Here is a 22,878-nt window from a genome sequence, read left to right as displayed (position 1 = left end):
TCCAATCCGGCCGCGATCCGCGCCTTCTCGGGCGACTCGCCCGCTCACTCCAGGCGGACCTCCGCCGCGGACTTGTCGGCGCGCCAGCCGCGCCAGACGGGCTGGCGGAGGGTGCCCCCGGAGGTGCGCTCGCGGTAGCGGACCTCGCCGACGAGGACGGGCTCGACCCAGTGCACGCCGCGGGACTCGGCGGGCGGGACGGCCACGGCGGGCTCGTCGGTGGCGTGCTCGGCGAGGCGGTCGACGAGGCCGCGGCGCTCGCGGTCGCTGAAGCCGCTGCCCACCCGGCCGGAGTAGACCAGTCCGTCGTCGCCGGGCAGCGCGGTCAGCAGCGAGCCGACCGAGCCCACCAGCCCGCCCTCGCCCTCGCGCCAGCCGACGATCACCACCTCCTGCACGCGGTGGTGGGTGAGCTTCACCCAGTCGCCGGAGCGGACGCCCGGCCGGTACGCCGCGTCCCGGCGCTTGGCGACCACGCCCTCCAGGCCGAGGGCGAGGCTCGTCGACATCGCCTCCTCCAGGTCGCCGTCGAACACCGACGGCACGTGCACGCGCTCGTTCTCGGTCGCCAGCTGCTCCAGGGCCGCGCGGCGCTCGTCGTAGGGGCGGCCCACCGCCTCCGTGCCGTCGATCGCCAGCAGGTCGAAGAGCATCAGGTGCACCGGAGTCGCGCGGGCCGCCGCCTCGATCTCGCGCGGCTTGGTCAGGCCGCCGCGGGTCTGCAGCCGGCCGAAGTCGGGCCGGCCGCGCTCGTCGAGCGCGACGATCTCGCCGTCCAGCACGCAGTCGACCGCCGCCGCCTCGGCGATCGGGGCGAGGAGGTCGGGGAACGCGGCCGTCAGGTCGTTGCCGTTCCGGCTGGTCAGGGTCACGGCTCCGCCCATCACCCGCACCAGGGCGCGGTAGCCGTCCCACTTCATCTCGATCGCGGAGTCGCCGGGGATGTCCGCCGCGCGGCCGGCGGTCGCGAGCATCGGCCGGAAGGCGGCGGCCTCCGCGGTCGGCGCGACACCGGAGGCCGCCGTCACTCCGGAACCGGTGGGGGCTGCAGCGGACGGTGCCGACGCTCCAGCACCCGACGCCCCAGACGGGCCACCGCCCTTCCGCACCCCGGCCCCGCGCCCGTGCGTCTTCCCTCCGTGCGTCTTCCCTCCGTGTGACTGTCCCCCGTGCGCCGCGGCCCCCGGCGCCATCAGGTGCAGCAGCCAGTTCTTCTCGTCCCCCGTGCCGCCCTTCGCCCCGGTGTGCAGCAGCGCGTACCGCCGCGGCTCGCCGCCGAGCCCGCCGTCCGGCCGGCCGGTCAGCACCGCGATCACCTCCTCGCCCTCGCGCCATTTCTCCAGCGCGTAGGTGCCCTCGTCCCAAATCCGCACCTCGCCGCCGCCGTACTCGCCCGCGGGGATCGTGCCCTCGAAGGTCGCGTACTCGAGCGGGTGGTCCTCCGTCTGCACCGCCAGCCGGTTCGGGTCGCCGTCCAGCGGCGGCCCCTTCGGCACCGCCCAGCTGACCAGGACGCCGTCGTGCTCGAGCCGGAAGTCGTAGTGCAGCCGTCGCGCGTGGTGCTCCTGCACGACGAAGGTGTCGCCCGACGTCGCGATCCCCGCCCCCGGCGACGGCACCGGCTCCGGCGTCTTCGAGGCGTCGCGCATGCTGCGGTAGGCGGCCAGCCGGTCGGCGGAGGCGTCGGTCGCCGCGAAGCCCGCCATCCGCTCCGGCGACGGCTCGAGCCCCGCACCGCGTGACGCGAGCACCGGGCGCAGCAGGTCGCCGTCGCTCCGCAGCCGCTCGACCACCTCGTCCGGAGCGAGGTGCCGCAGATCCGCCGCCCCGATCTCCTCCCACGAGCGCGGCGCGGCGACCCGCGGCAGCAGTCGTCCCCGCAGCGAGTACGGCGCGATGGTCGTCTTCGCGGCGCTGTTCTGACTCCAGTCGACGAGCACCTTGCCCTCGCGCAGGGTCTTCTTCATGTCGGAGACGACCAGATCGCGGTGGTCGGCCTCCAGCACCTTCGCCAGCTCGTGCGCGACCGAGGAGATCTGATCGCTCGAGGCGGAGGCGTCCAGCGGGCAGTAGAGATGGATGCCCTTGCTCCCGCTGGTCACCGGGAACGGCTCGAGCCCCATCCCCTCCAGCAGGTCGCGCGCGAGGAACGCCACCTCGGCGCACTCCGCCAGCCCCGCCCCCTCGCCGGGGTCGAGGTCGAGCACGAGCCGGTCCGGCGGCCGCCGCTCGCCGTCCGAGCCGACCCGCCACTGCGGCACGTGCAGCTCGAGCGCCGCCTGCTGGGCCAGCCAGGTCAGCCCGGCGACGTCGTCGACGAGCGGGTACTCGACATCGCGCGAGGAGTGCGCCAGCTTCGTCCGGCTCAGCCAGTAGGGCGCGGAGGAGGGCAGGTTCTTCTCGAAGAAGACCTCGCCCGGCTCCTCCGCGGTGCCGACCCCGTCGACCCAGCGCTTGCGGGTGACCGGCCGCCGGGCGAGGTGCGGCAGCATCGCGGAGGCGACGGACGCGTAGTAGGAGAGGACGTCGGCCTTGGTGAACCCCGCCTCCGGATAGACCACCTTGTCGAGGTTGGTCAGCCGCAGGCGCCGCCCACCCACCGACACGAGCTGCTGCGAGGAGGGGGTCATGACTCCATGGTGGCGTCGCCCGTCCGCCGCCGGGGAGGGAGTTGCGCCGACGGGGGAGGATCACCGCGAGGGCGGCGGTGTGGAGGAGCGTCTCGCGGCCCGCGCACGGCTCTACTGGATAGCCTGACGATCACCCCACTTCCTCGACAAGGAGCCCCCGTGCCCGAGACGATCACCGACATCCCGCTCACCACGATCGACGGATCCGCGTCGACGCTCGCCGACTACGCGCCGGTGAAGCTCATCGTCAATGTCGCCTCCCGCTGCGGCCTCGCCCCGCAGTACGAGAAGCTCGAGGCGCTGCAGAAGCAGTACGGCGACCGCGGCTTCACGGTGCTCGGCTTCCCGAGCAACCAGTTCCTGCAGGAGCTCAGCGACTCCGACAAGATCAAGGAGTACTGCTCGACCACCTGGGGCGTCACGTTCCCGATGTTCGAGAAGGTCAAGGTCAACGGCCGCTCGGCGCACCCGCTCTACGCGGAGCTGACCAAGACCGAGGACGAGGCGGGCAAGGCCGGCAAGGTGAAGTGGAACTTCGAGAAGTTCCTGATCACCGCCGACGGCACTGTGCACCGCTTCCGCCCGACGGTCGAGCCCGACGACCCGCGGATCGTCCAGCTGATCGAGGCGTCGCTCCCCGCCTGATCGCGGCGGCGGCGCGGATCCGATCGAACGGCGGCGCGGGATCGACCCCGCGCCGCGGCGGTCCTAGCGGGCGCGCAGTCCCTCGGCGATCCGCGCCTCCGCGGGCTCGACGCCCTCGGGGCAGACGATGTCGGACACCTCGAACGGCGTCGCACGGGTGAAGGGGATCATCTCGATCCCGTCGACGTGACGCAGAAGGACGAGCGCACTGTCGCCGTCGCGGAGCGTGCGGCGCACCTGCCGCAGGAAGACGCCGGCCATCTCGAGCTCGACCGTGAAGATCCGGCCGCTCACGTCGATCCGGCAGCCGAGCACGGGCTGGGAGGCGGTCGAGGCGGAATCCGGCGCGTGGCGGACGTCGATCGGCTCGTCCTTGCGGAGGGAGCCTCCCGTCCCGGTCAGGGTGGGTGCTGCGACTGCTCGCGCGGTATCGGTCATCGTCGTCTCCGTCCGTGGTCGCGACCGACGGAGAACCGCCCGGTCACTGTCCTCAGACGCTACGACGCGACCCTGGGACGGGGGGTGGGGTTGACGGATGCACCGCGGAGGGGCAGGGCGGCCGGGGGCTCAGCCCTGGCGCGTCTCCTCGGGCTCCGGGAGGACGGACAGCTCGCCGTGCATGCTCGCGACGCTCAGCATCTGCTCGATCCACGCGCGGTTGAGCTTGGGCTGGTGCGTCTCGGCGAAGCGGAAGTGCAGCGGCACCGACGGGTGCAGCCAGACCGAGCTGCGGCCGTGACCGGTGGAGGCGTCCTCGGTCCAGGAGAGCGAGAAGGCCTCGTTGCGCCGCAGCTTCGACAGCACGGCGACCTTGAGGTGGGCGAGCACCCGCTCCTCGAACTCGATCTCGAGATTCTGCGGTCCATAGGTCAGCGTGGCCACGGGCGCCCTTCGTCAGTGCGAGCCGCCCACGGCGGACAGCTCCTCGGGGACGGTAACCGGTGGAGCCCCTCCACGCGGAATCGGCGGGGAGACACGCCGATGCCCCATTGACAGCCCGGGCCGCGCCCCCTAGTCGAGGGCCGCTGCATCCAAGTGGTGAGGCGAACGATGCGGCGGGTCACTCCCCTGCTGGTCGAGTAGCCCCGCAGGGGGTGCCGACCTCTCGCCGAGGGCCTCTGCGAACCCCATGCTGGTCGAGTAGCCCCGCAGGGGCGTATCGAGACCCACCGTCCCCAGCAGGGTGGTCTGCAGACTCGTCCTCTCGACGCGGGTGGATCTCGATACGCCCTCTGCGAGGGCTGCTCGATCAGCATGGAGCGTCCACCCTGACGAGGTGACCCTCTCGCGTCCCTGACGCCCTCCGCTCGGACGTTCGGCTCGCGCTTCCGCCCTGGGCTCGCGATCTCGGCGCATTTCAGCGTGCCGGAGGCGGTGCGGCGTGCCGGAGCTCGCGCGCGTGCGAACGTTCGGCTCGCGATTCCACCCCGGGCTCGCGGAATCGGCGCATTCCGACGTGCCGGAGGCGACCCCGCGTGCCGGAGGACGTCCCCCGCAGCGAGGACCGCGCCCGGCCGCCGTCCGGCGCGACCGGGTAGCATCGCAGGGCCTGTTCCGGCGGACGAAAGCGACGAGGCCATGAAAACGCGAGTCATCTTCTACCTCATCGGCGGCGTCCTGCTCCTCGGCGCCGGCCTCAGCTCGCTCGGCGACGGGGTCTCCGTGCCGGACATCATCACCGTCCTCTGCGGCGTGCTGATCCTCGCCCTCGCCGGCTGGCAGTACCGTCGCTCGCACGGCCCCGACGAGCGGACGCCCGGCGACGACGTCGAGCGCCCCCACCGCTAGCCCGCGCTCCGCCGCCCGGCGGGTACTACCCGCTCCCGCTCCGCCGCCGCCCCCGGGGCAGCAATCCGACCGCGCGTGACCCCGGCCGCGCGGCCCCGAGCGCGCCCTACCCGCGCGCCAGCAGCAGCCGGTACGGCGCCGCCCGCTCCACGCGCCAGCCCTCGGGCGCCAGCACGCGCAGCTCCGGCGCCGTGTAGCTCCGCCGCACCGACAGCGACCCGTCGTAGTGCAGGAACGACCCCGCGGCGATCGGCCGCGTCGCCGCCGCGTACGCGGTGTACGCCAACCGCGAGCGCTCGATGTCGTTGTGCAGGGCGCGCGGAGCGAGCCGCTCGCTGTCCTCGAGCAGCGCGCTCAGAGCTTCCGCCGGCAGGTGGTGCAGCAGGTGGTTCGACGTCACGATGTCGTACTGCGCACCCTCGGCGACCAGCTCGGCGCTGCTCGCCCGCCGGAACTCGAGCCCGGCCGGCGCCGGCGTCGACGTCGCGAAGGCGAACGCGCGCTCGTCCGGATCGATCGCGGTGATCGCGAGCCGCAGCCCGTCCGCGTGCGCCCAGTCGGCGAGCGAGCGCGCGATGTCGCCGCCGCCCGAGCCGATGTCGAGCAGCCGCAGGGGCTCCTCGCTCCGGAACAGCGGGCGCAGCCGGGTCCGGTAGAGCCGCCGCCAGCCGGAGACGAGCCGGTTCACCGTGCCGAACCGCGCATAGGTCGCGTCGAGCAGGGCGCGGTCGCAGGACGGATCGTCCATCAGCTCCTGCGCGTCCGTCTCCCGGTGCCGGAGGTCGGGGACGAGCGGCGCGCGGGCGCTCACGCCCCGCCGCGCTTGGTCAGCAGCGCCATCTCGACGGTCAGCCCGGGCCCGAACGCCATCGCGCCGATCCGCTCGCCGTCGGCCGCCTCGCCGTGCAGCAGGCGGCGCAGGATGAACAGCACGGTCGCGCTCGACATGTTCCCGACCGTCCGCAGCACCTCGCGCGAGGGCCGCATCTGCTCGTCCGAGAGGCCGATCGCCGACTGCACGCGGTCGAGGATGCTCCGGCCGCCGGGGTGCACGGCCCAGCGCTGCACGTCCGCGGCGCCGACCCCGCCGAGGCCGAGCATCGGCTCGAGCGCGGCGGTGATGTTCGTGCCGATGATGGACGGCACGTACGTGCTCAGCCGCATGGTGAAGCCGTGGTCACCGATCGTCCAGGCCATCTCGTCCTCGCCCTCGGGGGTGAGGGTCGTGTCGAGCTCGTCGATGTCGAGCACCGCGGTGCCCGGCTCCGGCGTGCGGGCGGTGACGACCGCGGCGGCGGCCCCGTCGGCGAAGACAGAGGTGGCGACGATCTGCTCCGCGTCGCTCGAGCTGGTCAGGTGGATGCTGCAGAGCTCCGCCGCGACGACCAGCACGACGGCCGACGGGTCCGCCTCGCAGAACGCGCGGGCGGCGCGGAGCCCGGGGAAGGCGCCGTAGCAGCCCATGAAGCCGAGGTGGAAGCGCTGCGTCGAGACCCGCAGCCCGAGCGCGCGGACCAGCTGGTAGTCGGGCCCGGGCGCGTAGAAGCCGGTGCAGGAGACGGTGACCACGTGCGTGACCTCGTCCGGCGCGAAGCCGGCCGTCTCGAGCGCGCGCCGGGCCGCCTGCGCGAACAGCTCCGGAGCGCGGGCCGTGTAGACGGCGTTGCGCGCGGCCGTGCCCGGGTCGAGCAGGAGGCCGGAGCGGGCGTCGTAGAAGGTGCTCTCGCCCTCGCGCTCCTCGCCGTCCAGCTCGTCGACGACCGTGTGCCGGGTGTCGATCCCCGAGGCGTTGAAGGCCGCGCCGATCAGCCGCGAGCCGAGGCGGGTGACGGCGGGCTGCGCGGCGAAGAGGTCGCGGAGCTCCGGCTGGTGCAGGACCGTGGGCGGGACGGCCGTCTCGATGCTGCGGATGTGGACGCTCACCCGCGGGAACCTACCGCACGTTCCTGCGGGTGAGCGGCGCTCCGGAGGCTCCGCGTGGCGGTGCTCAGAGGATCGGCTTCCCGCCGGTGACGGCGATCGTCGAGCCGCTCATGTAGCTGGCGTCGTCCGAGGCGAGCAGCACGTAGGCGTGCGCGACCTCGGCGGGCTGGCCGGGGCGGCCGAGCGGGACCTGCTCGCCGAACGAGGCGACGGCCTCCGGCGGCATGGTCGCCGGGATCAGCGGGGTCCAGATCGGGCCGGGGGCGACCGCGTTCGCGCGGATCCCCTTCTCGCCGAGGGCCTGCGCGAGCGAGGCGGTCATGCTGAGCATCGCGGCCTTCGTCGCCGCGTACGGCAGCAGCTGGTACGACGGCTGGTCGGACTGCACCGAGCTCGTCGCGATGATCGAGGCGCCGCTCTTCAGGTGGGGCAGCGCGGACTTGACCAGGTGGAAGTAGGCGCTGATGTTGGTCGCGATGGTGCGGTCCCACTCCTCGTCGGGGATGTCGGTGACCTCCTCGCGGCTCATCTGGAACGCCGCGTTGCTGACGAGCACCTCGAGGTGGCCGAGCTTCTCGACGGTCTCGAAGACGACGGAGCGGCAGTGCGCCGGGTCCTGCAGATCGCCGGGGAGGAGCAGCGCCTCGCGGCCCGCCTCGCGCACCCACTTCGCGGTGTCCTCGGCGTCCTCGTGCTCGTTCAGGTACGAGATCGCGACGTCGGCGCCCTCGCGGGCGAACGCGATCGCGACGGCCTTGCCGATGCCGCTGTCGGCGCCGGTGACCAGGGCGACCTTGCCGCGCAGGCGGCCGGAGCCGCGGTAGCTGGTCTCGCCGTGGTCGGCCTTCGGCGTCAGCTGGCCTTCGGTACCGGGCGGGGTCTGCTCGGGGGATTCCGGAGTCATGATGCTCCCTCTCGTCGTGGGTCGGTCCTCCCATGCAAGCCGCTCCCGCCGCGCGGCGGAACGGGGTTGACGCCCGTTCGGCCGCGCCGAGCGTGGTCGTGCGCGAACATGCTGGTCGAGTAGCCCCGAAGCGCCCCCATGCTGGTCGAGTAGCCCCGAAGCGCACCCATGCTGGTCGAGTAGCCCGAAGGGGCGTATCGAGACCGACCGTGATCAGAAGTCGGACTCTGCAGACCCCGCATGCTGACCACGGTGGATCTCGATACGCCCGCTCCGCGGGCTACTCGATCAGCAGGAGGCGACGACCCCACCGGCACCCGAGCCGCCCGTCGATCCGCGCCGTCAAGCCCGAGACACCGGGAGCCGCCGGGGAGTTGACTGAGCCGACGCTCCGCACCGGGGCGCACGAGGAGGCCGACATGAGCACGCCCACCGATCGGGGCCCCGGCTCCGACAGCACCGGTCCCGACCGCAGCGACCGCTTCCGCAGCGAGCCGAGCGGCGCCGACCACGACGCGACCGCCCGCTTCGACACGACGAGCACCGCCTCGAGCAGCACGGGCGCCACCGCGACCACCGCCCCCGACGACCAGCCCGCCGCGCACCGCGCCCCCGTCGATCCCGACTCCGCCGAGGCCGCGAAGGCCCGCACCGCCGCCCGCAAGGACATCCACCAGCGCGAGAAGGATCGCTTCGGCGGCCTCAAGGTCGGCTGCGCCTTCTTCGGCTGGCTCGCCGCGACCGGCCTCGCGGTCATCCTCACCGCCCTGGTCACCGCGATCGGCGCGGCCGTCGTCGGCACGCAGGACGTGACGGCCGACCTGGCCGCGGACCCCGCCGCCTTCGGCTGGGTCGGCGCGATCGCGCTGCTCGTGATCCTCCTCGTCGCCTACTACTCCGGCGGCTACGTCGCCGGCCGGATGGCCCGCTTCAGCGGCGCCAAGCAGGGCGTCGCGGTCTGGGCCTGGGCCGTCGTCGTGGCGATCGTCGTCGGCATCGTCTCCGCGCTCACCGGAGGCAGCCAGATCCTCTCCGCCGTCAGCGGCTTCCCGCAGATCCCGCTCGACGCGGGCGACGCCACCGTCACCGCGATCGTGACCGTCCTCGCCGCCCTGGTCGTCTCCCTGGTCGGCGCCGTCCTCGGCGGCCTCGCCGGCATGCGCTTCCACCGCCGCGTCGACCGCGAGGGCCTCTCGGGCCTGGCCGTCTGACCCCCCTCCCGCGAGATGCCACTTATGAGCCCCCGCCTCGGCGTGTCGCCCTCGTAAGTGGCATCTCGCGGACTGCGGCCGCACGGGCACCCCGGGCCCTCCCCGCGAGATGCCACTTGGGTACGCCTCCCTCGGCGTGTCGCGTACCGAACCGGCATCTCGCGGACTGCCGCCGGGGCTCCCACCCCCGGCTCACCCCGCGAGATGCCACTTATGAGCCCCTGCCTCGGCGTGTCGCCCTCATAAGTGGCATCTCGCGGACAGCGGCCGCACGGGCACCGCGGGAGGGCGCCCTCGCCTACGCTCGTGCGGGTGGAGAACGCGCGTGGAGGCAGGCTGAGCAGTGAGCTGGCGGAGTGGGCGGCGCCCGCGGCGCTCGCCGGGCTGCGGGACGAGTACCTCGCCTTCCTCGGGGAGCACGGCGACGCGGCCCTCGAGCGCGGCGGCGGCCCCGAGCACGTCACCGCGTCCTGCTTCGTGCTCTCGCCCGGCCTCGACCGGGTCCTGCTCTGCTACCACCGCAAGGGCCGGTTCTGGGTGCAGCTCGGCGGGCACGTCGAGGCGGCCGACGCCTCCGTCCCCGCCGCCGCGGAGCGCGAGGCCCGCGAGGAGAGCGGCCTGGCAGCCCTCACCCTGCTCGGCGACGTCCCGCTCGACCTCGACCGGCACGGCCTCGGCGGCGGCTTCGGCCGCTGCAGCACCCACTGGGACATCGGCTACGGCGCGATCGCCGACCCCGAGGAGCCCTTCGCCGTCAGCGACGAGAGCGACGCCCTGGCCTGGTGGCCGGTCGACGCCCTGCCCGAGGACGTCCCGCCCGGCTTCCCGGAGCGCCTCGCCGGCGCGCTGGCGGCGGCCCGCAAGCACTGAGGATCCGGAGCCGCGACGAACCCCCGCCATGCGGCACGATGAACGCATGCCCGACCCCGCGCGCCCCGTCGTCGTCCTCGCCGGAGCGAGCGGCTTCCTCGGCACCGACCTCGCCCGCCGCTTCGAGGCCGACGGCTGGACCGTCCGCCGGATCGGCCGCTCCGGCCCCGACGCCCGCTGGGGCGACACCACCGCGATCACGCGGGCCCTCGACGGCGCCCGCCTCCTCGTCAACCTGGCCGGCAAGAGCGTCGACTGCCGCTACACCCCGGCCAACCGCGCCGAGATCCTGCGCTCCCGGATCGACACCACGCAGGAGCTGCACCGCGCCGTCGCGGCCGCCGCGACCCCGCCTCCCGTCTGGATGAACGCGAGCACGGCCACCATCTACCGCCACGAGGAGGAGCGCGCCAACACCGAGCAGGACGGCGTGCTCGGCGAGGGCTTCTCCGTCGACGTCGCACGCGCCTGGGAGAAGGCGTTCTTCGCCGGCGAGACCCCCGGCGTCCGCCGCCTCGCCCTGCGGATGACGATCGTGCTCGGCGACGGCCCGGCCACCGGCATCCTGCTGAAGCTCGCCCGCCTCGGCCTCGGCGGCCCGCAGTTCGACGGCCGCTGGCCCGCCACCCGCGCCCGGCGCGCGGCCGGCGTGCACCACGAGTACCGCCCCACCCACGGACGCCAGCACTTCAGCTGGATCCACGTCGAGGACGTGTACCGCTCGGTCCTTTTCTTGGAAGAGCAGCCCCTCGACGGCCCCGTGAACCTCGCCGCGCCCAACCCCAGCGACAACACCGAGCTCTCCCGCCTCCTGCGCGCCGCAGTCGGCCGGCGGATCGGCCTGCCCGCCCCGCGCTTCGTCCTCGAGCCGGCGACCTTCGCCCTGCGCACCGAGTCCGAGCTGCTGCTCAAGAGCCGCTGGGTCGTCCCCGGCCGCCTCGAGGAGGCCGGCTTCGCCTTCGCCCACCCCGACCTCGGCGAGGCCCTCCGCGACATCGTCGCGACCGCGCGCTGACCCCGGGCCGGGATCGCCCGCCCTCCCGACACCGCCCTCCCGACACCGGCGCCCCGACACCGACACCGGCGCCCCGTCCCCGCCGCGCCCCTCCCCGATGCCCCGGGTTCTCATCGCTCGCGCTCGGATGCTAACGTCACCATGCCTGCAACGGCGCGGATCATCGTGTCGCGGCGCGAGGCGGCCCTGCGCTCCGTGAACGGTCACGGTTCGTCGCAGCACCGCCGACTCCGCCGGGCACCGCCGACGAAGGAAGCAGCACACCGTGGGATCCAGCGACAGCACGGCCCGGCATACCGCGGCCGGCAGCGTCGAGGTCCGTGCCCGGCGCCTCGACGGGACGTCCGTCGGATTCCGCGCCGTGCTGGTCGCGACCGGCGACGGCCGCCTCGTCGTCGCGGACAGCACTCCCGTCCCGACGGGCTGGCGGTTCACCGGCGCCGCGGACGAGCTGCTCGAGGTCCGCCTGCCCGCCCGCCCCGAGCTGCGCGACGTGAGCGTCGTCTACACGACGACCCTCGACACCCTCGACCACGTCGTCGTCCCGGACACGGGCCGCTGGCACATGAACAGCAGCCACCCCGTCTCCGCGTGGCGCTTCAGCGGCGACCTGCAGGTCCGCGCGAACTCGCTGAAGACGCCGGTCTACGTCTTCGAGCGGCTCGGCGGCGGCGTCCACGGCGTGGGCGTGATCGCCGCGCCCGCGGAGATGGACATCACCCTGCACGAGCCCGCCTCGAACCGGGCGCTGAACGTGCACGTCCGCCGGCTCCGGGTGGAGTTCACGCTGCTCCACCTCGCCGACACCGCGGAGGCCGGTGACGACGGCGAGACCGTGCACCGGTTCTGGATCGCCGTCCTCCCCGCGTCGCAGCACGCCGACTGGCGCTCGGTGCTGCGGCGGTTCTCCGCCTGCGAGCGGCTGGCCCTGGACGTGCGCTGCTCCACCCGCCCCGAGGCGCTCGAGCCCCACTGGTGCACCGGGGTCGACTGGAGCTCCGAGCACGTCACGCAGGAGCTCGTCCTGCGGAACGCCCGCCTCGCCGCGGAGCTGGGGATCCCGAACATCGTCATCGACGACGGCTGGTTCGGCCGCGGACGGGACTCGAGCGACGACGTGCCGATGGACATCGGCGACTGGACTCCCGACCCGATCAAGTACCCGGATCTGCCGTGGCTGATCGAGTCGATCCACGCGCTCGGCAGCCGGGTGATCATCTGGTGCGCCCCGCACGCCGTCGGTCCCGCCTCCGCGGCCTTCGGGCGGGTCGGCGACCTCCTCGTCCAGGACGCGCACGGCGCCCCGATCCTGAACCCGGCGAGGTTCTCCTCGCTGTGCTTCCGCAGCGAGCGCGCCCGGCGGGTCATGGTCGACGTCGTGCGGGACCTCTTCCGGCGCCACCCCTTCGACGGCGTCACGTACGACCTCTTCGACGGGCTGCCGTCCGAGGAGTGCGAGTCCCCCGAGCACGCGCACGACCTCGGCTCGACGATCGTCGGACTGCACCGCGTCCTCGCCGAGTGCGCGGCGATCACCGAGGCGCAGCCGCGGCCGGTCGTCGTCGAGATGAAGCAGGACCACGCCACCGCCGCCATCGCCGGGCTCGGCTCGGTCGTGCGCGGCGGCGACTCCCCGTACGCGTCGCGGACCAACCTGGTGCGGATGGACTACCTCCAGGCCCGGGGGATGCCGGGGCTGAACGACTACCAGACCTTCCCCCGCTCGGCGTCGCCCGCCGAGGTGTGCGTCATCGCCCTGCGGATGGTCGCCGGGGGAGTCCCCGCCTGGGGACGCGACCTCACCTCGCTCGATCCGGGCCAGCGCGTCTGCCTCCTCCGCGTGCACCGCTGGTATCGCGCGCTCCTGCACCACGGTGCCGGCGCCCACCGCGAGGGCGACCGGGACGGCGTGCTCCTGCTCCGCACGGACGTCGGCGTCGTCCTGATCTGCACCGAGCCGGGCCGCGTCGTCACCGTGCCGGCCGACTGCTGCCAGATCGTGAACGCGACCCTCTCGACCGAGCTGGTCCTGCGCTCGGAGCAGAAGCGGACCGTCCTCGGCACGCGCTCGATCCTCGCCGAGGTCTGCGTCCCCAGGCTGCGCTCCCTCCCGAGCGGCGTCCACCGCCTGGACCTCGGCACCGGGAGCGTGCTCACGCTCGCCGTCGAGCTCCGGCCGCACCCCACCGACACCGATGGAGACGCCCGATGACCGACCGGACGGACCCCGCCGCGATGACGACCGCGCGCGAGAGCGTCCGGCGGATCCTGCGGGCGAACCCGGACTACCGCCGCGTCTTCCTCGCCCAGATCGTCAGCCAGGGCGGCGACTGGTTCACGATGATCCCGCTGATCGTCCTGCTCCAGCGCCTCACCGGCGACGGCGCCCTCGGCGCGCTGCTGCTCGCGGCCGAGACCGCGGTCATCGCCGTGCTCTCGCTCTGGGCCGGCGGGCTCGTCGACCGCACGTCGCGCCGCACGGTGCTGGTCGTCGCGCAGGCGGGGTCGGCGCTCGCCGTGCTGCCGCTGTTCCTGCTGCAGTCGGCGGGGACGGCGTGGCTCGCGGTGCTCACCTTCGCACTGCTCGCGGCGGGCAAGGCGTTCTTCACCCCGGCCGTGAACGCGATCGTCCCGCAGATCGTGCCGCGGGAGAGCCTGCTCGTCGCGAGCACCGGGCTGAACTCGGTCTGGGGAGTGATGCTCGCGCTCGGCGCCTCCCTGGGCGGCATCGCCTCCGCGCTCGTCTCGCCGTACTTCTGCTTCGCGATCACCGCCGGCGCCTACGGGTTCTCCGCGCTGCTGCTGCTCGGCCTGCCCGCGGCGCGCGGCGCCGAGCGCGGGGCGGGGCGAGGGGCGGGGCGCGAGGCCGGCCGCCGCGGAGGAGCGGCCCGGTTCGCCCGCGATGTCCGCGAGGTCGCCGCGTTCTGCCGCTCCGACCGGCGGATCCCGGCCCTGCTGCTGGCGAAGCCCGGCAGCCACCTCGGCAACGGCGCCATCGCACTCTTCCCGGCGCTCGCTCTGACGATGGCGGCGGACCCCGCCGTCGCCGCGAGTCTCCTCTTCGCCGCGCGCGGCGTCGGCGCCGTGATCGGGCCCCGCGTCGCGCGGTCCGTGGCGGAGCGCTCGCCCGACCTGCGCGGCGGGATCGTCGCCGCCGTGCTCCTCTTCGGCCTCGGCTACGCCCTGGTGTCGATCAGCACCTCGGTCGTCCTCGCGATCGCCCTCGTCCTGATCGCCCACATCGGCGGCAGCATGAACGCGAGTCTCAGCGGCTACGGCCTGCAGTCGATCACCGCGAACGACCTGCGCGGCCGCGTCTTCGCCGTCGACACCATGATCGCCATGCTCGCGATCGCCCTCAGCCAGGCCCTGGTCTCGCTCGGGATCCTGCTCCTCGAGCCGCGCACCGTCATGGCCCTGTGCAGCGCCGTCGTCCTCGGCTGCGCGGCGCTCTGGTGGTCCGCGACCCGCCGCACGCCCCTGCGCGCCACCTGACCCCCCCCGTCCGCCGGATCCGCTCTCCAGAGATCGTCGTCCTCGAGCTCCCGCTACGACGACTCTTGAGGAGTCGCCCGCTCAGCAGGCCCGGAGCCGGCCGACCGCGGCCGAGAGCGTCGGAGTGCCGCCGAGGATCGTCACGTAGTCGAGGTCCTGTCTCGCGATCGCCGTCTTCGTCGCGCCCGGGAGGCAGGCCGTTTCGCTGAGGTACAGCGGCGCTCCCCGCTCCGCCGCCGCGGGCCCCGCGGCCAGAGCGTCGGCGAAGCTCGTCGCCGAGGCGACGAAGGCCTCGTCGACCAGCTCCGACGGCGGATAGAGGGCGTTGAGGAGGCGACTGGTGTCGTGCCGGTCCGTCCCCGCCACCCGGTGGACGGACTCGACGAGGGTCGACGCGCGCAGGGCCGACTCGATGCCGGAGCTGATCGACGGGGTTCCGCCGAGCAGCTGGCCCGACTCCGCCGAGAGCCGGCGGATCGCGTTCCGCGTCGCGTTGTCCAGATCGCTCCGGGCACCGTCGACGAGGAGGACGGGCTCGAGCCGACGCCCGGCGATCGGCGCGGCCGAGAGGGCGTCGGGGAAGTCCGTGCCGGTGGCGAGGAAGACCGTCGAGTAGTCGGAGCCGCGAAACGCGTCGGCGACGATCCGCCGCGACGTCTCGTAGCGGTCCCGGCCCGCGATCCGCACGACCGGAGCGTCGGTCAGGTCGTCCAGGCTCCGCAGGACGGCGTCGCTGACCGAGAGGGCGCTGCCGACCACCACGATCCGGCTCGGCCGCAGGTCCTCGACCTGGCGGGCGACGGTCTCGGGGAGCACCAGCGGGTCGGTCAGGAGGAGGCTGCCACGCTGGAGCGACGCGGCGGGCCCGGCGGACAGGGCGTCGGGCCAGTTCGCCCCGCTCGCGATGTACATCGGCGAGTTCTGGGACACGTATCCGGCGCGTGAGACCAGTGTCGCGGTCTCGTAGCGGTCCGATCCCGCCACGCGCTCGACGTCCGAGCCGTAGGCGGTCGGGGTGAAGTCGATGCCGGTGAGGCCTTCTGGTTCGAGGGATTGGTAGACGTACTTGTCGAGGCGCGCCGTCTCCTGGAAGTACTCGTCGTCGTAGTCGGGGACGTCCGCCTCGGCGAGCCGGAAGACGTAGACGCCGGTGGGCAGGCGGTCCGCGCCGCTGAACGAGTAGCGGTCCTCCGCGCCCGGCGTGCCGCTGGTGGCCAGGGAGGCGAGCTTGACGAGATCCCCCGCGTTGCTGGAGTACCAGGCCTCGACGATGAAGTCCGTCGTCGTGACTCCGGGGGCGGCGGCGGGCGTCACCGTTCCACTGACGGTTCCTGCGGCGGCCAGCTGGATGTCGACGGAGTCGTTCGATCCGGTGAACCGCTGGGCCTCCCGCTCGAACGGACTGCCGTAGACGCCGCCGAAGGGGTTGTAGGCGTACCAGGTCGGGTACCAGGCGTCGTCGTCGATCACCTCGGCGCGCACGGCGTAGCTCCCACCCGCGGGGAGGGTCAGCGAGTAGGTCTCATCCGTGACGATCTCCTCGACCACGGCTCCGGCCTCGTCCACCGCCCGGACCCGGTACGCCTCGCCGGTCGGATCCGGGGTGGCGGCGTCGACGCTGCCGGGGCGGAGGAGACCCGACACCTCGATCGTCCCGGCCGCCGAGGCCTGCGCCGGTGACCCCGCCGCGACGGCTCCCGCGAGCAGCGACAGGACCGCCCCCGCGGTGGCGAGGAGGCGGACGCGGGACCGGGAGCGGGGTGCAGGGGACAACGGCGGCCTTCCGGAGCGACGGAGGCGGCTCGGTCGGGGCGACGGGCTGCCGGGTGCGCCACACGCTAGCGACGACCGCCGACGCGCGCGGCGCAGCGAGACACGTTGTCCCACTCCGGCGACCGGGTCGAGGCGCCGGCGGGAGCCTCCGTGCTAGCGCCCGGCGACGCGCAGCGCGCGGTGGGCCCGCGCGCACGCCTCTGCGAAACGAGGACGAATGGCCGAGATCGGCGTGCGAGGCGTTGTTCTCACGCCACCAAACCCTCGTCGGGCGTCGGCCCGTGACTTCTTCGCGCATCTGCGAGAGCATCTCCGTCATCACATGGGTATGGCTAAGCTGTGTCGTTCACATAACTCGGAGGACTGGATGAAGACCTCGAATCGTAAGACGGCATTGCTCGCACTGGCCTCGGCAGCGGCACTGGTCATGGCCATCAGCGCGCCCAGCACCCTGTCCGCACCCGGCTCATCGAGCGGAGGTGCTGTCATCGTCTCGGACGTCACGAACATCGAATCCCGTTCCGAGGGAGTGATCACGCTTGCGGCTGGCAAGCCCGGCTACACCCTTCTCCGAGACGACTTCCGATCGAAAGAGACCTGCGAGTCATACCGGACCCAGTACGTCGTCCGCTTCGCCTATCACCGGGAGTCCTACTGCTCCGAGCGGGAGTCGAACGATCGGCACTGGCTCTGGGTCCGATACGACTACTCGTGCGTCGACCGTGTCGTTCGGCAGACCGTCTAGCATCCTGGCGGGGGTGGTCATCGCCCTCTGCGCGCTCGCACTGGTGTCCTGCTCACGAGAGCCGGCTGACGAGGACGGTCATCTGGGCACAGTGGTCGTCGTAGCTCCGGGCTTCTCGGCGGAGGAGTTCGCGTCGCTCTCCGATTCCCTCGCGCGGTCAGGAGTGAGTGCTGCCTTCCTCGATGACGCTTCACTCCTCTCTCTGGAGGTCGACTCCTCGCCGGCAGGTGAGCAGATGGCTCTCGTGGCGTTCGGTCATCGCTCGACTCCCGTCTGGGATTCACTCCCGAAGGTGAGCGATCGTCTCAGGTCGGCGGTCTTCGTGAGTGTTCCGTCCGGGCAGAACGTCGAGGTCCAGCTTCTCCATGGATTGCCCATCCTCGATCTGCATTCCCGACAGGATTCAGTGACCGTCTCTGCGCATCAGCGCGTCCACGATGCACTCTCGATTGCAGGCCTTCCCTATGAGATGGTCGTCTACGACGGAGTGCAAGGAGATTTCTTCGCCGCGAGCGGCCGTGCATTCGACTCTGCGACGTGGGCGGACGCCGCCGCGCGCATCGTCGAATGGGTGATCGTGTCCCTCCGGTCGGACGAGCTGAGAGAGGTGCGTCGATGACGACGAAGGAGCATCGGCTCTCCGTGATCGGCGTGCTCGTCGAGCTGGACGGCGAGTACTGGATCGTCCAGAGGACATCGCACGGGGAGGCGCCGGTACGGACGACTGAGTGGCTCTCGACGGTCCGTCGGCACGGGCTGAGACTCGTCGGTGCTCGCCTTCCCGCAGGAAGCGGTGTGATCGCGGCCCTCGGCTCGCTATCGGGCTCCGACTTCCGGGTCGCAGCCCTGCGGCACCATCGCGTGGAGGACGTCTTCGACCGTTCGCCGTCCCTCCGCTCCTCGAAGAGGTCCTCCGTGCAGAGACCGGATCCTGACGTGCGGTCCGCTGCCCGTGAAGCCGAGATGCTCGAGAGCGGAGAGATCGACAGCCGCAGATATCTCCGGGCCGAGGATGGCCGATGGCGGGTGATCGTCTCGGCCGCCGATCCCGAGTCGGTCCGACCACGACTGGAGCGCGTGCATGGCTCCGCGCTGACGCTGATCGCTTCGCCGTGGAGTCGCGCCGACCTCGATCGAGCGCGGGAGGACCTGGGCGCGAGGAGGATCGAGTGGCAGGTCGCGGCGCTCCTGGACGGGACCGACGAGGACGGGCTGTCCGTGATCCGAGCCGCGGTGCGTTCCGTGACTCCGGAGATCTCGACATGGCTGCGCGGATTCTCCCGCGGCATGATCGAGCTTCACCCGTTCCTTCATCCGAACGCGGACACCGGTGCGTTCGCGGACGAGAGCGCCCTTTACAGCCACCGCTTCACGGGCTGAGCTGAGGCCCGGCCGCGCGCCGGGGCGTCAGCGCCCGGCGACGCGCAGCGCGATGTCGCGGCGGTACTGGCCGCCGTCGAGGGTGATCAGGTCGAGGGCGCGGTAGGCCCGCTCACGGGCCTCGGCGAAGTCGGCGCCGCGGGCGACCACGTTGAGCACCCGGCCGCCGGTGGCGACGAAGCGGCCGTCGACCAGCTGGGTCGCGGCGTGCGCGAGGGTGACGCCGGGGACCTCGGCCGCCGCCTCCAGGCCGCCGAGGACGCGCCCGGTGGCGGCGTTCTCGGGGTAGCCCTCGCTGGCGAGCACGACCGTCACGGCGACGTCCTCCGAGAAGGCCGGCCACGGAACGGAGGCGAGCGCGCCGGTCGCCGCCGCGAAGAGCAGCGCCGAGAGCGGGGAGACCAGGCGCGGCAGCACGACCTGGGTCTCCGGGTCGCCGAAGCGCGCGTTGAACTCGATCACGCGGATGCCGGCGTCCGTGACGATGAGGCCGCAGTAGAGGAGTCCGACGAACGGGGTGCGCTCGCGCTCGAGCTGGCGGATGGTCGGGATGGCGACGGTGTCGATGACCTCGTCGACGAAGGCGCGCTCGCTCTCCCAGCGGTCCGCGAGCCAGGGGAGCGGGGAGTAGGCGCCCATGCCGCCGGTGTTCGGCCCCTCGTCGCCGTCGGCGAGGCGCTTGTAATCCTGGGCGGGCGAGAGCGGGACGACGTCGTGGCCGTCGGAGAGGAGGAAGAGCGAGACCTCCTGGCCGGCCAGGAACTCCTCGATCAGCACGTCGCCGGACTGCAGCCAGAACTCGGCGTGCGCGACGGCGGCGGTGCGCGACTCGGTCACGAGTACGCCCTTGCCGGCGGCGAGGCCGTCGGCCTTCACGACGTAGGGGGCGCCGAACTCGTCGATGACGCGCGTCGCGTCGACGAGCGTCGAGACGCGGGTCGCCCGGCCGGTGGGGACGCGGGCCATGTCCATCACGCGCTTGGCGAAGGTCTTCGAGCCCTCGAGGGCGGCGGCCGCGCGGTCGGGGCCGAAGGTGGGGATGCGGCGGCGGCGCAGGGCGTCGGCGACCCCCGCGACGAGGGGCGCCTCCGGCCCGATGACGACGAGCTCGATGCCCTGCTCGACCGCGAAGTCGCTGACCAGGCGCGGGCTGTTGGTGTCGAAGTGGATGACCTCCACGTCCCGCGCGATCCCCGCGTTGCCGGGGGCGGCGATGATCTCGTGCGCCTCCTCCTCCGCGAGCAGAGCGGTGATGATGGCGTGCTCACGGGCACCCGAGCCGAGGACGAGGATCTTCACCCTGACAGGATAGGCCCGCCCCGGAGCGCCCCCGCCCGCCGCGCGCCCCTTCGCCGCACGCCCCGGCCGGCGCCCGCCCGCTCCTCCGCGAGATGCCACTTGTGCACGCCTTCTGCGGCGTGTCGCGTGCACAAGTGGCATCTCGCGAGAGCCGGCAGACACGGGGGACGCCGGGCGGCACGGCAGACTGGTCGCATGGCCAAGGGGAAGATCGACGAGGCGACCGGGCAGGACGCCGTGCGGGCGGCGCTCGCCGGCGGGGCCGACCGCACCACGACGGCGACCGCCGTGCGCTTCCTCCTGCAGATCATCGAGACGAACGTCCCGGGCCGCAGCGTCGAGGTCCGCGTGCCGCCGTTCGGCGCCGCCCAGTGCGTCGAGGGCCCAGGCCACACCCGCGGCACTCCGCCCAACGTGATCGAGATGGACGCCGCCACCTGGCTGCCCCTCGCCACCGGCTCCCTCCCGTGGAGCGAGGGCCTCGCGAGCGGCCGGATCCACGCCTCGGGCGTGCGTGCCGACCTCTCGCCGTTCCTCCCGCTGCTCCACGTCCGCCGGCCGTCGGCGAATTAACATCTCGTAAACGCACCGCCGCCGCCCCGATCGACGTTTGACGGACAGGCCCGCGTCGGGTTGTCTGGGAAAGTTCCCCCACTGCGGCAGGAGTTCTCTCCGAATCGCCGCTCGATGCTTGGAGACCTCCCACAGATGCGAAGCACTACCCCCGGCCGTCGCGGCCTGACCAGACTCCTCTCCGTCACCGCCGTCAGCGCGGTGGCCGGAGCGGCCCTCCTCGGAGCGGCTCCGGCGATGGCCGCCGACGAGCGCGTCATCGACGTCTACACGATGAACGACTTCCACGGCCGTCTCGAGGCCACTGCCGGCTCCTCGGTCGCGCAGAGCACCGCGGGTGCCGCCTCCATCGCCTCGGCGTTCTCGACGCTGAAGGCCGAGAATCCCGCCAACTCCATCCTCGTGTCGGCGGGCGACAACGTCGGGGCTTCGACCTTCACCTCGCTGGTTCAGGACGACAACCCCACGATCGACGCGCTGAACGAGATCGGTCTGAGCGCCACCGCGGTCGGCAACCACGAGCTCGACAAGGGCCGCGAGGACCTCGACGAGCGCATCATCCCGCGCTCGGACTACGAGTACATCAGCTCGAACCTGCTCGAGAAGGACACCCACGAGCACGCCTACTCGCCGTCCTACGTCCAGGACTTCGATGGAGTGAAGGTCGGCTTCGTCGGCGCGACCACGGAGGACCTGCCCTACCTGGTCAGCCCGGACGGCATCTCGACGCTCGACGTCGCCTCGATCGTCGACTCGGTCAACGAGGAGACCGCCCGTCTGCACGACGGCGTGGACGAGACCGACGACGCCTCCGTGCCCGTCAAGCAGAAGAACCTCGAAGCCGACGTGGTCGTCGTCGTCATGCACGAGGGGGCCGCATCGCCCACCGTGAGCTTCGCCGACCAGGAGTCGGTGTTCGGGAAGATCGTGAACGGTGTCGGCCCGAACGTCGACGCGATCGTCTCGGGTCACACCCACCAGGTCTACGACCAGGACGTCACGATCGGCGACAAGACGCTTCCCGTCCTCCAGACCGGCAGCTACGGGACCTACCTCGGTCACCTCGAGATGACCGTCGACGCTGACACGAAGACTCTCACCTCGATCACGTCCGACCTCGTCGACCTCCTCCAGCCGGTCGAGGTCACGGACGCCAAGGGCGTCGTCTCGACGGTCTACCAGCCGATCTACACCCCCGAGTCCACTCCCGAGGGCACCACGGTCGCCGCGCTGGTCGCTGACGCCGTCGCCGTCGCGGATGTCGAGGGCGCGGTCTCCATCGGCTCGGTCACCGGAGACGTGCGCCGCGGAGTGCAGTCGGACGGCACCGAGAACCGCGGAGCGGAGTCGACGATCGGCAACCTCGTCGCCGACGCGCAGCTCTGGGCGACGCAGGAGGACCTCGGAACCCAGATCGCCTTCATGAACCCTGGCGGGATCCGCCAGGACATCACCTACGCCTCCAGCGGTGAGGGAGATGCGGACGGCAACGTCACGTACCGCGAGGCCGCCGTCGTCCAGCCGTTCGCCAACACGCTGGTCACCGAGACGCTGACCGGCGCTCAGATCCGCCAGGTGCTCGAGCAGCAGTGGCAGCCCGGCAAGTCGCGGCCGGAGCTGCACCTCGGCATCTCCGCCGACCTGTCGTACACCTACGACCCGACGGCCGCCGTGGGCTCGCACATCACCGGAGTCTTCTACCAGGGAGCGCCGGTCGGCGACGACGAGACCTTCAAGATCGTGACCAATTCCTTCCTCGGCGCCGGCGGCGACAACTTCACCGCGCTGGGCACCGGGGCGGACAAGGCCGATTCCGGTCGCAGCGATCTGAACGCCTTCACCGAGTACATGGCCGAGTTCTCGCCGGTGACGCCGGACCCCGCCTCGCGCTCGATCGGCATCGTCGACACCAGCGTCGAGGGTGCGGAGACGCTGTCCTACGAGCTGTCCTCGCTCGACGTGAACAACTCGACCGTCCGCGACGACGAGGTGCAGGTGCTGATCGACGGCGTCCAGGTGGCGACCGCTCCGATCGACCACACCGTCGTCGACACCACCGACGAGCAGGGCCGCGCGTCGGTCGGCTTCTCGGTCGCGGAGCTGTCGGCCGGCGACCACGAGCTCGAGTTCGCTCTGCCGGTCACGGGTGTCTCGGTCGTGTCGACGCTCACGGTGACCGAGACCGCAGGCCCCGGCACCACCCCTTCTCCTGAGCCGACCCCGGAGCCCACCGAGACCGTCATCCCGACGACCCCGGCGACGACGGCTCCCGCCATGCCCGGCGCCTCGGGCGGCTCGACCGGTCACCTCGCCGCGACCGGCGTCGACGCGACTCCGGCCTTCGCGGCCGGTATCGCGGCGCTGCTGCTCGGCCTCGGCATGACCGTGGCGCGTCTGCGCCGCCGCACCGCCGCGAAGTAGCACTCGCACGGGAGAGGCCCCGCGGTTCGCGCCGCGGGGCCTCTTCTGCGTTTCCGGGGGAGCGTGACGTGCGGGCGCCCCCTGGAACGCGAGAACGCCGCCTCCCCGGGTGGGGAGACGGCGTCGGAACGCGATGAGGTGCTGTCGCGGAGCGCGGGGCTCAGTGGCGGACGGGGACCTGACGGTATCCGTCGCGGCTGGCGACG

At 72.6% G+C, this 22,878-nt stretch carries 20 protein-coding genes; 12 read left to right on the top strand and 8 right to left on the bottom strand.

What is annotated here, in order from left to right:
* Positions 1 to 44: 44 nt before the first annotated feature.
* A complete protein-coding gene (locus tag EDF45_RS19655; protein ID WP_123737651.1) occupies positions 45 to 2,630 on the bottom strand; it encodes an ATP-dependent DNA ligase in 2,586 nt (861 codons plus the stop codon).
* 159 nt (positions 2,631 to 2,789) lie between these two features.
* On the opposite strand from EDF45_RS19655, the gene EDF45_RS19650 reads away from it, so the two are divergent.
* On the top strand, positions 2,790 to 3,275 hold the full coding sequence (locus EDF45_RS19650) for a glutathione peroxidase (RefSeq protein WP_260312337.1): 486 nt from the start codon (positions 2,790 to 2,792) through the stop codon (positions 3,273 to 3,275).
* Positions 3,276 to 3,338: 63 nt separating this feature from the next.
* Here the strand turns inward: EDF45_RS19650 and EDF45_RS19645 are convergent, their stop codons facing one another.
* Both EDF45_RS19645 and EDF45_RS19640 read right to left on the bottom strand, forming a co-directional pair.
* On the bottom strand, positions 3,339 to 3,713 hold the full coding sequence (locus EDF45_RS19645; protein WP_123737653.1) for a hypothetical protein: 375 nt from the start codon (positions 3,711 to 3,713) through the stop codon (positions 3,339 to 3,341).
* A gap of 129 nt (positions 3,714 to 3,842) precedes the next feature.
* A complete protein-coding gene (locus tag EDF45_RS19640) occupies positions 3,843 to 4,157 on the bottom strand; it encodes a hypothetical protein (RefSeq protein ID WP_123737654.1) in 315 nt (104 codons plus the stop codon).
* A 696-nt stretch (positions 4,158 to 4,853) separates the two neighbouring features.
* Here EDF45_RS19640 and EDF45_RS19635 point away from each other — a divergent pair.
* Positions 4,854 to 5,063: a hypothetical protein gene (locus EDF45_RS19635; RefSeq protein ID WP_123737655.1), complete on the top strand. Its 210-nt coding sequence runs from the start codon at positions 4,854 to 4,856 to the stop codon at positions 5,061 to 5,063.
* Between the two features lie 106 nt (positions 5,064 to 5,169).
* On the opposite strand, the gene EDF45_RS19630 is transcribed toward EDF45_RS19635, so the two are convergent.
* The 3 genes from EDF45_RS19630 to EDF45_RS19620 form a co-directional block, all read right to left on the bottom strand.
* Positions 5,170 to 5,874 (bottom strand): methyltransferase domain-containing protein, encoded by a 705-nt coding sequence (locus EDF45_RS19630; protein ID WP_260312338.1) that lies wholly within the window; start codon positions 5,872 to 5,874, stop codon positions 5,170 to 5,172.
* Positions 5,871 to 6,986, bottom strand: a complete 1,116-nt coding sequence (locus EDF45_RS19625) for a type III polyketide synthase (protein WP_123737656.1) — start codon at positions 6,984 to 6,986, stop codon at positions 5,871 to 5,873. The genes EDF45_RS19630 and EDF45_RS19625 overlap by 4 nt, the downstream gene beginning before the upstream one ends.
* Positions 6,987 to 7,050: 64 nt before the next feature.
* Positions 7,051 to 7,890: an SDR family oxidoreductase gene (locus tag EDF45_RS19620; protein ID WP_123737657.1), complete on the bottom strand. Its 840-nt coding sequence runs from the start codon at positions 7,888 to 7,890 to the stop codon at positions 7,051 to 7,053.
* Positions 7,891 to 8,309: 419 nt separating this feature from the next.
* On the opposite strand from EDF45_RS19620, the gene EDF45_RS19615 reads away from it, so the two are divergent.
* The 5 genes from EDF45_RS19615 to EDF45_RS19595 all read left to right on the top strand — a co-directional run bounded on the left by EDF45_RS19615 (position 8,310) and on the right by EDF45_RS19595 (position 14,481).
* Entirely contained in the window at positions 8,310 to 9,101 is a 792-nt protein-coding gene (locus EDF45_RS19615) for a hypothetical protein (RefSeq protein ID WP_123737658.1), read from the top strand.
* Positions 9,102 to 9,413: 312 nt separating this feature from the next.
* The gene (locus EDF45_RS19610; protein WP_260312339.1) at positions 9,414 to 9,971 is read left to right on the top strand and encodes an NUDIX domain-containing protein; all 558 of its coding nucleotides are present in this window, start codon (positions 9,414 to 9,416) and stop codon (positions 9,969 to 9,971) included.
* Between the two features lie 46 nt (positions 9,972 to 10,017).
* Positions 10,018 to 10,986: an epimerase gene (locus EDF45_RS19605; protein WP_123737659.1), complete on the top strand. Its 969-nt coding sequence runs from the start codon at positions 10,018 to 10,020 to the stop codon at positions 10,984 to 10,986.
* A 265-nt stretch (positions 10,987 to 11,251) separates the two neighbouring features.
* Positions 11,252 to 13,198 carry an alpha-galactosidase gene (locus tag EDF45_RS19600; protein WP_221181171.1) on the top strand — a complete coding sequence of 649 codons (1,947 nt, stop codon included), beginning with the start codon at positions 11,252 to 11,254 and terminating at the stop codon, positions 13,196 to 13,198.
* Entirely contained in the window at positions 13,195 to 14,481 is a 1,287-nt protein-coding gene (locus EDF45_RS19595; protein ID WP_123737660.1) for an MFS transporter, read from the top strand. Before EDF45_RS19600 ends, EDF45_RS19595 begins: the two co-directional genes overlap by 4 nt.
* A gap of 81 nt (positions 14,482 to 14,562) precedes the next feature.
* Here EDF45_RS19595 and EDF45_RS19590 read toward each other — a convergent pair whose 3' ends face one another.
* Complete coding sequence (locus EDF45_RS19590) at positions 14,563 to 16,254, bottom strand: cell wall-binding repeat-containing protein (RefSeq protein ID WP_123737661.1); 1,692 nt, start codon at positions 16,252 to 16,254, stop codon at positions 14,563 to 14,565.
* 217 nt (positions 16,255 to 16,471) lie between these two features.
* On the opposite strand from EDF45_RS19590, the gene EDF45_RS21085 reads away from it, so the two are divergent.
* The 3 genes from EDF45_RS21085 to EDF45_RS19570 are packed head-to-tail and all read left to right on the top strand — an operon-like array spanning position 16,472 to position 18,379.
* A complete protein-coding gene (locus tag EDF45_RS21085) occupies positions 16,472 to 16,999 on the top strand; it encodes a hypothetical protein (RefSeq protein ID WP_148070850.1) in 528 nt (175 codons plus the stop codon).
* Positions 17,000 to 17,012: 13 nt separating this feature from the next.
* Positions 17,013 to 17,618, top strand: a complete 606-nt coding sequence (locus tag EDF45_RS19575; RefSeq protein WP_148060350.1) for a dienelactone hydrolase family protein — start codon at positions 17,013 to 17,015, stop codon at positions 17,616 to 17,618.
* Positions 17,619 to 17,641: 23 nt separating this feature from the next.
* Positions 17,642 to 18,379, top strand: coding sequence for a hypothetical protein (locus tag EDF45_RS19570; RefSeq protein WP_148060351.1), 738 nt, complete (start codon positions 17,642 to 17,644; stop codon positions 18,377 to 18,379).
* A gap of 27 nt (positions 18,380 to 18,406) precedes the next feature.
* Here the strand turns inward: EDF45_RS19570 and purD are convergent, their stop codons facing one another.
* Positions 18,407 to 19,678: a phosphoribosylamine--glycine ligase gene (gene purD / locus EDF45_RS19565; RefSeq protein WP_123732480.1), complete on the bottom strand. Its 1,272-nt coding sequence runs from the start codon at positions 19,676 to 19,678 to the stop codon at positions 18,407 to 18,409.
* Between the two features lie 195 nt (positions 19,679 to 19,873).
* On the opposite strand from purD, the gene EDF45_RS19560 reads away from it, so the two are divergent.
* Both EDF45_RS19560 and EDF45_RS19555 read left to right on the top strand, forming a co-directional pair.
* The gene (locus EDF45_RS19560) at positions 19,874 to 20,251 is read left to right on the top strand and encodes a sterol carrier family protein (protein ID WP_123732481.1); all 378 of its coding nucleotides are present in this window, start codon (positions 19,874 to 19,876) and stop codon (positions 20,249 to 20,251) included.
* Between the two features lie 135 nt (positions 20,252 to 20,386).
* Positions 20,387 to 22,672, top strand: a complete 2,286-nt coding sequence (locus EDF45_RS19555; RefSeq protein WP_123737666.1) for a bifunctional UDP-sugar hydrolase/5'-nucleotidase — start codon at positions 20,387 to 20,389, stop codon at positions 22,670 to 22,672.
* Positions 22,673 to 22,878: the final 206 nt, after the last annotated feature.

Source organism: Rathayibacter sp. PhB186 (assembly GCF_003751825.1).
Lineage (GTDB): Bacteria > Actinomycetota > Actinomycetes > Actinomycetales > Microbacteriaceae > Rathayibacter > Rathayibacter festucae.
The sequence above is the reverse complement of the archived record's forward strand: the minus strand, read 5'-3'. Positions and strand labels throughout refer to the sequence as shown.